The sequence below is a fragment of the Oceanospirillum sediminis genome (genome assembly GCF_014164585.1).
Classification (GTDB): Bacteria; Pseudomonadota; Gammaproteobacteria; order Pseudomonadales; family Halomonadaceae; genus Oceanospirillum; species Oceanospirillum sediminis.
In genome coordinates this window covers 173,618-182,483 of record NZ_JACJFM010000004.1, presented here as the reverse complement: position 1 = coordinate 182,483, position 8,866 = coordinate 173,618, and the positions used below count along the sequence as shown (strand labels likewise).

The 8,866-nt window shown below is 46.1% G+C and carries 6 protein-coding genes and 2 tRNA genes (1 of these 8 only partly in view); all 8 read left to right on the top strand.

Annotation, left to right across the window (positions count from 1 at the left end; all coding sequences use genetic code 11):
- Positions 1-24: transfer RNA gene (locus H4O21_RS25425), tRNA-Pro, on the top strand (it extends 153 nt beyond the left edge of the window).
- 199 nt (positions 25-223) lie between these two features.
- On the top strand, positions 224-1,558 hold the full coding sequence (tig, locus tag H4O21_RS04995; RefSeq protein WP_182807750.1) for a trigger factor: 1,335 nt from the start codon (positions 224-226) through the stop codon (positions 1,556-1,558).
- A gap of 74 nt (positions 1,559-1,632) precedes the next feature.
- Positions 1,633-2,250 carry an ATP-dependent Clp endopeptidase proteolytic subunit ClpP gene (gene clpP, locus H4O21_RS04990; RefSeq protein ID WP_182807749.1) on the top strand — a complete coding sequence of 206 codons (618 nt, stop codon included), beginning with the start codon at positions 1,633-1,635 and terminating at the stop codon, positions 2,248-2,250.
- A gap of 55 nt (positions 2,251-2,305) precedes the next feature.
- Entirely contained in the window at positions 2,306-3,592 is a 1,287-nt protein-coding gene (gene clpX / locus H4O21_RS04985) for an ATP-dependent Clp protease ATP-binding subunit ClpX (RefSeq protein WP_182807748.1), read from the top strand.
- A 171-nt stretch (positions 3,593-3,763) separates the two neighbouring features.
- Entirely contained in the window at positions 3,764-6,187 is a 2,424-nt protein-coding gene (lon, locus tag H4O21_RS04980; protein ID WP_182807747.1) for an endopeptidase La, read from the top strand.
- Positions 6,188-6,312: 125 nt separating this feature from the next.
- Positions 6,313-6,585: a non-specific DNA-binding protein Hbs gene (hbs, locus tag H4O21_RS04975; protein WP_028300071.1), complete on the top strand. Its 273-nt coding sequence runs from the start codon at positions 6,313-6,315 to the stop codon at positions 6,583-6,585.
- Between the two features lie 28 nt (positions 6,586-6,613).
- Positions 6,614-6,690, top strand: a tRNA-Asp gene (locus H4O21_RS04970).
- 138 nt (positions 6,691-6,828) lie between these two features.
- Positions 6,829-8,691, top strand: coding sequence for a SurA N-terminal domain-containing protein (locus H4O21_RS04965; RefSeq protein WP_182807746.1), 1,863 nt, complete (start codon positions 6,829-6,831; stop codon positions 8,689-8,691).
- Positions 8,692-8,866: the final 175 nt, after the last annotated feature.

Sequence of the window (8,866 nt, the reverse complement as noted above, 5' to 3'; positions counted from 1 at the left end):
GTTCGAATCCCTCTATCCCGACCATCTCTTTGTTTTTCCTTCTTTTTATCTCTGTTTCAGTGTTCGGTTGGAATATAAGAATAATTCTGTCGTTTATTTGATTTAGCAGGGTTTTTCTATGAGCTGAAAGTGAGATAACTGCTTGCTTGCAGGCTTGTCAGCTCTTAAAATCCTATTCTTTCAGCTTTAAAAAGAAGCATTAAAAGTATTGCGAGGATTTTTCATGCAAGTTTCCGTTGAAACGACTTCTGGTCTTGAGCGTCGCGTCACAATTCAGGTGCCAGCAGCGCAAATTGATAACGCAGTTGACGAGCGTCTGGTACAGACTGCAAAAAGCGCGCGTATCAACGGCTTCCGTCGTGGCAAGGTGCCAATGAGCTTTGTGCGTCGTCAGTTTGGTGCTGAAGTGCGCGCAGAAGTTGTTTCTGAAGTTATGCGTACCCAGTACGTAGAAGCGATTACTCAGGAAAAACTGAATCCGGCTGGCTACCCGGAGATTGAAGCTAATGTAAACGAAGCCGGTAAGGATCTGGAGTTTACTGCAACTCTGGAGGTTTATCCTGAGGTAGAAGTTGCTCCTTTGACTGATCTGGCTGTAGAAAAGCCAGTGGCTTCTGTATCTGATGAAGATCTGGATAAAATGACAGAGGTTCTGCGTCAGCAGCAGGCTAAATGGGTTGAGGTAGAACGTGCCGCTACTGAAGAAGACCGTGTAAATATTGACTTTGAAGGTTTTATTGATGGTGAAGCTTTTGAAGGCGGTAAAGCCGAAGGTCATGATCTGGGTCTGAATTCTGGTACCTTTATTCCGGGCTTTGAAGCGCAGCTGGTAGGTACTTCTGCAGGTGAAGATAAGGACGTTAGCGTCACTTTCCCCGAAGATTACCAGGCAGAGCAGCTGAAAGGTAAGGATGCAGTATTTAAAGTTAAGGTGAATTCTGTTTCTGAGCAGCAACTGCCAGAGCTGGATGAAGACTTCTTTAAGCTGTATGGTGTTGAAGAGGGTGGTCTGGAAGCTTTCCGTGCTGATGTTAAGAAAAACATGGAGCGTGAGCTTGAGCAGACAATCAAGGGTAAAGTAAAAGAGCAGGTTGTTGATGCTCTGATTGCTGCAAATCAGTTTGATATCCCTAAAGCTCTGATTGATAATGAAATCAATGCACTGCGTCAGCAAGCTGTTCAGCAATTTGGTGGCCCTGCGGATTTTGATGCTTCTGCTCTGCCCGCTGAATTGTTCCAGGATCAGGCAGAGAAGCGTGTTAAGCTGGGTCTGGTTATGGCTTCTGTTGTTGAGTCGAAAGAAATCAAGGCAGAAGATGATGACCTGAGAGCATATGTAGAGAAGCTGGCTGAGTCTTATCAGGATCCTCAGGAAGTTGTTGATTATTACATGGGTAATGATCAGATGCGTCAGCAGCTTGAATCGGCAGTGCTGGAAGAAAAAGTGGTTGATGCTCTGCTGGCTGAAGCAAGCGTTAACGAAGTTGAGATGTCTTATGACGATGCAATTAAGCCTGTAGAAAAGGCTGAAGCAGCTGAGGAAGAAGTAGCTGAATAATTGACATCGCTTTGACGTCAGTATGGCCTGGCCTCTATTATGAGGTCAGGTTTATAAGAAAAGGGAATACGCATATGAGCAATCCATACGAGATTATGAACTCCGGTCTGGTTCCCATGGTTGTGGAACAGTCCTCAAGAGGTGAACGGGCTTACGATATTTACTCCCGCTTGCTGAAGGAAAGGGTTATCTTCCTGGTCGGTCCTGTTGAAGACCATATGGCTAACCTGGTAGTGGCTCAGTTGCTGTTTCTGGAGTCAGAAAACCCGGATAAAGACATTCATCTGTACATTAATTCTCCGGGCGGCTCTGTTACTGCAGGTATGTCTATTTATGATACTATGCAGTTTATTAAACCTGATGTCAGTACTATGTGTATTGGTCAGGCGGCAAGTATGGGAGCTCTGCTTTTATCTGGCGGTGCGGCCGGTAAGCGCTACTGTTTGCCTCACTCCCGTATGATGATTCACCAGCCGCTGGGTGGTTTTCAGGGGCAGGCTAGTGATATTGAAATTCATACTCGTGAAATTCTGACGATTCGCGAGAAGCTGAATAAAGTGTTGTCTCACCATACAGGCAAGCCCATTGAAGAGATTGCACGGGATACTGACCGTGATAACTTTATGGATGGTGATACGGCGGTAGAATATGGTCTGATTGATAAGGTTCTCAATCAGCGAGTACAGGGCTGATCAGCTCTGAAATGTACAGGTAGTGAGAGCTACTGCGAGTAGACTGAGGTAACGAATGGGCCATCAAAATGATTCAGGCAATGATGGTGGTAAGCTGCTTTACTGCTCTTTCTGTGGTAAGAACCAGAATGAAGTTCGCAAGCTGATTGCCGGTCCTTCTGTTTATATATGCGATGAATGTGTTGATTTATGCAATGATATCATCACAGAAGAAATAGCTGAAAGTAAAACAGAAACGGAAACTGATCGTCTGCCAGTTCCAAAAGAGATTCGCGAAACCCTGGACGAGTATGTTATTGGTCAGGCAAAAGCGAAGATGACGCTGGCTGTGGCGGTGTATAACCATTACAAGCGTCTGAGACACGGTACATCAAAGAAAAATGATGTAGAACTGGGCAAAAGTAATATTTTGCTGATAGGTCCGACAGGTAGTGGTAAGACTCTGTTAGCTGAGACTCTGGCTCGTCTGCTGAATGTGCCTTTTACTATTGCTGATGCAACCACGCTGACTGAAGCAGGTTATGTGGGTGAAGATGTTGAAAATATCATTCAGAAGCTGCTGCAGAAATGTGATTATGACGTAGATAAGGCTCAGCGCGGTATTGTTTATATCGATGAAATTGACAAGATATCGCGTAAATCTGATAACCCTTCAATTACCCGTGATGTATCCGGGGAGGGTGTGCAGCAGGCATTGTTGAAGCTGATTGAAGGAACGGTTGCATCTGTTCCTCCGCAGGGTGGGCGCAAGCATCCTCAGCAGGAGTTTTTGCAGGTTGATACCTCAAATATTCTGTTCATTTGTGGTGGTGCGTTTGCTGGTCTTGAAAAAGTTATTCAGGATCGCTCTTCTAAAGGTGGTATCGGCTTTTCTGCAGAAGTTAAGAGCAAGGAAAGTGAAGATTCACTGGGTGAAATGTTGCAGGAAGTGGAGCCGGAAGATCTGGTTAAGTTTGGCCTGATTCCTGAGTTTGTCGGGCGTTTGCCTGTGGTTGCTACGCTGAAAGAGCTTGATGAAGAGGCTCTGGTTCGTATTCTGAAGGAGCCTAAGAATGCTCTGACTAAACAGTATGCAAAACTGTTTGAGATGGAAGATGTTGAACTGGAGTTCCGTGACGAAGCTTTACAGGCGGTTGCCCGTAAGGCAATGGATCGTAAAACCGGTGCAAGAGGGCTGCGCTCTATAATGGAGTCAGTGCTTCTGCCTACAATGTATGATATTCCTTCAGAAGACAGTATCAGCAAGGTTGTTGTTGACGAGAATGTGATCAGTGGAGAGTCTGAACCTCTGCTAATCTATTCAAATGATCAGGCTGATCTGGCATCTGGCGACCAGGGATAAGTTCTCGATTTGGAAAGGGGCCGACAGGCCCCTTTTTTTGTGCCTTTTTTGCATTGAAAAAAATATGTAATTACAAAGGCTTGCAAATAAGTAATTTGCCCCAAGGTAGAAAGATAACGATTTTATGTGCTGGATTGGCCAGCGCAGCCCAGGTTTAGAGGTGGTTCTGCTATGGAGCAGAAACAGGTAAAAGACACCGTAGATTTAAAAACATATCCCTTATTACCACTGCGCGATGTTGTGGTATTTCCTCAGATGGTCCTGCCATTGTTTGTCGGTCGTGAGCGTTCCATCAGTGCGCTTGAAGCAGCTATGGCTGATGGAAAGAAAGTCTTTCTGGCTGCGCAAAAAGATGCTGGTACTGATGATCCGGTTATTGATGATCTGTATTCGATTGGCACGGTTGCATCGGTATTGCAATTGCTGAAGTTGCCTGATGGTACGGTCAAAGTGCTGATTGAAGGAGATGAAAGAGCTGAGCTGGTTCGTCTGGATGGTAGTGATGATTATCTGATTGCTGATGTACTGCATCAGCCTGCAGCAGAGCTGTCAGAAAGAGAAGCAGAGAGTCTGGTACACGTGCTGATGAATCAGTTTGAGCAGTACGTAAAGCTTTCTAAGAAAGTGCCTGCAGAGGTGCTGAATTCTCTGAAAAATATTTCTGATCCCGGGCGGCTGGTTGATACTATGTCGGCTCATCTGTCTCTGAATGTTTCTGAGAAGCAGAAGCTACTTGAGCTGGATAATGTCAGAGAGCGTATTGAACAGATCATGACCTATATCGAGACAGAAATTGATCTGCTCGAAGTTGAAAAAAGGGTGCGTGGTCGTGTTAAGCAGCAGATGGAGAAAAACCAGCGCGAGTATTATCTTAATGAGCAGATGAAAGCGATCCAGAAGGAGATGGGAGAGCTGGATAACGGTGCATCTGAGATTGATGAGCTGGGAGAAAAAATCGAGCAGGCCGGAATGCCAAAAGAGGCAAAAGATAAGGCCGAAGGCGAGCTGAAAAAGCTGAAGATGATGTCAGCTATGTCTGCTGAAGCGACTGTGGTTCGTAGCTACATTGACTGGATGGTTAGCCTGCCATGGAAAAAGCGCTCTAAAGTCTCTCATAATATTGAGAAAGCAGAAGATATTCTCAATACAGATCATTATGGACTGGAAGAAGTTAAAGAAAGAATTCTTGACTATCTGGCGGTTCAGAAGCGAGTTAAAAAAGTTAAGGGGCCTGTACTCTGTCTGGTAGGTCCTCCGGGTGTTGGTAAAACATCACTGGGGCAGTCTATTGCTCGCGCTACCAATCGTAAGTATGTGCGTATGGCGCTGGGTGGTGTCAGGGATGAGTCTGAGATTCGTGGTCACCGTCGGACCTATATTGGCTCTATGCCGGGTAAGCTGCTGCAGCGCATGTCTAAATCCGGTGTGAAGAATCCGTTATTCCTGCTGGATGAGATTGATAAGATGGGCATGGATCATCGTGGTGATCCGGCGTCCGCTTTGCTCGAGGTTTTGGATCCTGAGCAGAACAGTAAGTTCAGTGATCATTATCTGGAAGTGGATTATGATCTGTCTGATGTGATGTTTGTCTGTACATCTAACTCCATGAATATCCCCGGCCCTTTGCTGGATCGTATGGAAGTGATTCGGATTCCGGGTTATACAGAAGACGAAAAGCTGTCTATTGCTGAGCGTTATCTGGTTAAAAAGCAGTTTGAGCAGAATGGCTTATCCGAGAAAGAGCTAAGCTTTGATAAAGAGGCGATTCTTGAGCTGATTCGTTATTACACCCGGGAAGCAGGTGTGCGTGGGTTGGAGCGTGAGATTGCAAAAGTTTGCCGTAAGGCGGTTCGTGAGATTATTCACAGAGGCGCAGAGGGCTTTAAAGAGCCTATCTATCTGACTCAGGAAAAAATAGAAGAATACTGTGGTGTGAGGAAGTTCTCCTATGGTCTGGCTGATGAAGAAGATCAGATAGGTCGTGTAACCGGGCTTGCATGGACTTCAGTGGGCGGTGAGTTGCTTAATCTTGAAGCAGCAGCAGTGCCGGGTAAAGGACGTATGACACCAACCGGGTCTCTGGGCGATGTCATGAAGGAGTCTATTCAGGCGGCTATGACGGTTGTTCGCAGTCGCGCAGAAGGTTGGGGTATTGCACCTGACTTCTACGAGAAGAAAGATATTCATATTCACGTGCCTGAAGGGGCTACACCCAAAGATGGCCCAAGTGCGGGTATTGGCATGTGCACCGCTATGATCTCTGTGCTGTCAGGTATTCCGGTAAAAAGTACGGTTGCGATGACGGGTGAGATTACACTGCGTGGTCAGGTGCTGGCTATTGGTGGCCTGAAAGAAAAATTGCTGGCGGCTCGTCGTGGTGGTATAAAAACCGTCGTGATTCCGGAAGAAAACCGCAAAGACCTTAAAGAGGTGCCTGAATCAATCAAGGCTGAGCTGGATATCCGTCCTGTAAAATGGATTGATGAGGTTCTGGAAATCGCTCTTGCTCACGCTCCGACACCTTATGTTGAAGCGATACCGAAGGATGAGCCTGCAGCATCTCAGGAAGAAACATCCAACGCGAGTACTCATTGATATTGATTACTTGACGCTGAAAAGCTCTATTGGTATAAATTGCGCCTTGTTTTTGCGTAAGCCACCAATGATGTACGCATTTGTTTCTGGCCGGTGTAAATGGCCATATTGTTAAGGGGTGAAGAGTGAATAAGTCTGAACTGATTGATGCGATTGCTGCGTCTGCTGATATTCCAAAAGCTGCGGCAGGTCGTGCGTTAGACGCAATGATTGAAACTGTATCTGAGTCTTTACAGAAAGGTGACTCAGTAGTATTGGTTGGCTTTGGTACTTTCTCTGTAAAAGAGCGTGCAGCACGTACAGGACGTAACCCTCAGACGGGTCAGCCTATTGAAATTAAAGCGGCTAAAGTACCTACATTTAAGCCGGGCAAGGCTCTGAAAGACGCAGTAAACTGATCGATTAAAGATTAGTCAGCCGATTTCAGGACCGGTAGTTCAGTTGGTTAGAATACCGGCCTGTCACGCCGGGGGTCGCGGGTTCGAGTCCCGTCCGGTCCGCCAGATGAAAAGCACGTCGTCAGACGTGCTTTTTTTATGCCTGTTGATCTGTCATTTTCTGTATCTTGCCGTTCAGTATTGCTCCCGGGCCAGTTATAATCGATGTAATTCGGATTTCTAAAAGACTTAAGAGATTGTTAAATGCTTCAGAGTATCAGGGATAACTCATCCAGCTGGATTGTTAAAGTTATCGTAGGATTTATTGTGATCACTTTCGCTCTGTTTGGTGTTGATGCCATTGTCGGGGCATTTACTAACAGCGGTGATGAGGTAGCAACAGTAAACGGCGAAAAGATCAGTCGTTATGAACTGGAAGTTGCTGCGCAGCGTCAGGTTCGTCAGGTGTTGTCTCAAATGGGGCCGGATGCTGATCCGTCAGCGTTGAATGAGAATCTGATTCGTCAGAGTGCTCTGCAGACCCTTATTGATCGTGAAGCTGCGTTGCAGGCTGCACAGAATGGTAAGCTGGCTGTTAGTGATCTTCAGATCGATCGTTTGATTCTGGATACTCCGGAATTCAGAGGGGCCGATGGTCAATTTAGTCAGGATCAGTTTAATGCCATGCTGAGAAACGTGGGTCTTCAGCCTTTGCAGTTTCGTCAGGAGCTGAAAAAGGATGTGCTGATTAATCAGCTGCAGTCTGGTATTAGTCTGAGTGGTTTTACTACTCAGAAATATATTGATAATGTGCTGCGCCTGGATAGCCAGACTCGTGATATTGAGTATTTCACAATTGAGGCAGCAGGTGCCGATGTTGCTGTTTCAGACGATGAAGTTAGTAATTATTACAAGGCAAATGAAGCTGCATTTGCTGTGCCTGAAATGGTGCAGCTGAGTTATATTTCGTTAAGCCTGTCAGAATTGATGTCAGATGTTCAGGTTTCTGAAGCTGAACTGGCAGGTGCTTATGAGGCCTATCGTATGAAGGCGGAGAAGCAACAGGCTCATTATGCTTCTCATATCTTGCTGGAAACAGAGGAGCGTTCTGAAGAAGAGGCCCTGAAGCTGTTGTCGGAAGCAAAGGCACGTATTGATGCCGGAGAAAGTTTTGCTGATCTGGCAAAAGAACTATCTGAAGATATAGGTTCTTCCGCTCAGGGTGGTGAATTGGGTCTGGTGGAGCAGGGAACTTTTGATGCTGACTTTGAAAGTGCGCTCTTTGCATTGGAGTCAGGACAGGTTTCCGATCCGGTTATCACTGAGTTCGGTGTGCATCTGATTCGCCTGGATAAGAAAGAGCAGGCTGAGGTCGATAGTTTTGATGTGAAAAAAGCTGAGCTGACCGAAGCTCTTGAGCTGCGTGAAGCTCAGAAAGTATTTGTCAGCCTGAGTGAAGAGTTGGCGAATGCAGCATTTGCTGCTGATGACCTGGCAAGTGTGGCTGATGAGCTGAAGCTTAAGGTTCAGGACAGCGAGTTCTTTTCTGCTCAGGGCGGTGAAGGTACTATTCTTTCAAGTCCTAAAGTGATCAGAGCTGCATTTTCAGATGAGCTGAAGCTGGATGGTCAGAATAGTGACCTGATTGAAATTGATTCTGAGAATGCTCTGGTGGCTCGTGTAAAAGAAGTTCGCGAAGCAACTGTACAGCCCCTTGCTGATGTCTCTGATGATATTCGTAAGAGGCTGGTAGCAGAGAAACAGCTGGCTAATATGTCTAAGCAAGCGGATACGCTGTTGGTTGATTTACTGGCGGGTGAGCCCATTGATACAGTGGCTGAAACGTCTGGATTTGAAGTGGTTGCTGTAGAGGGTATTTCCCGTGCTGAGCAGTCTCTTCCTCGCGAGTTGGTACAGAAAGCTTTTACTCTTAAAGAGGGTGAGTCTGCTCAGGCTATCGGTTCTGATCGGGTGTATCTGTTGAGTATCAAGACTGTAAATCAGCCAGAGGTTAACGAGGAGATGATGGCTTTCTATCGTCAGGCGATAGAGCTGGGCCATATGAGAGCTGATTTGCAGCAATTCCGTGTAGCAATCAGTGAGCAGGCTGAAGTTGAACGCCTGTAAGAGTTTGCTGGTTCTTTGTTGATTTAAGTCTGATTTTCAGAAAACCCTGGCTTTTTAGTCGGGGTTTTTTATTCTTCCCTGTATCCCTGTATCCCTGTATCCCTGTATCCCTGTATCCCTGTATCCCTGTATCCCTGTATCCCTGTATCCCTGTATCCCTGTATCCCTGTATCCC